The following is a 465-nucleotide window of genomic DNA, read 5'->3' on the forward strand; positions in this document are numbered from 1 at the left end:
AGTTGAACCATGTTCAAGCCTCACTTTCTTTGATAGTTTTATTGTAAATGAAAGCGTTTTATTTTTCTAGGTCAAGATGAACAAAAAGAACACAATCTTTTGTACAAGTTGCACAAAAGACTGTGTTACTGAAATAGTCTACTTTTCAAAAATTCAATGAGCCCTTTGGGATTTTCAGGAGAAAAGGGACGAAGCGATGGGCGGCATTCTCAAAGGCTACAACGCTTTTCTCATCATTAGCTCCTATTAGATACTTAAATCCATGATAACCATGTAGCAAACTGCCAAATCCGTCAATTCCTTGAGCTGTAATCCCGTCCAATCAAACCATTTGTCCAAGCGATACTGCAACGTATTTCGATGGATATAGAGAGACTGGGCTGCCTTGGTTATGACCGCACCTTCTTGCCAAAGAGCTACAATTTCCTTTTCTAGCTGCTGGTGAGCAATCAAACTAGCAAGTCC

1 protein-coding gene is annotated in these 465 nt (G+C 39.8%); it reads right to left on the minus strand.

Translation table 11 applies throughout. The features are described 5' to 3' along the window. Positions 1–246: 246 nt before the first annotated feature. A partial coding sequence (locus C1E99_RS00610; RefSeq protein ID WP_193441771.1) for a helix-turn-helix domain-containing protein occupies positions 247–465 on the minus strand: 219 nt, incomplete at its 5' end.

It is taken from the genome of Streptococcus suis, from assembly GCF_002964045.1.
GTDB classification, from domain to species: Bacteria; Bacillota; Bacilli; order Lactobacillales; family Streptococcaceae; genus Streptococcus; species Streptococcus suis_U.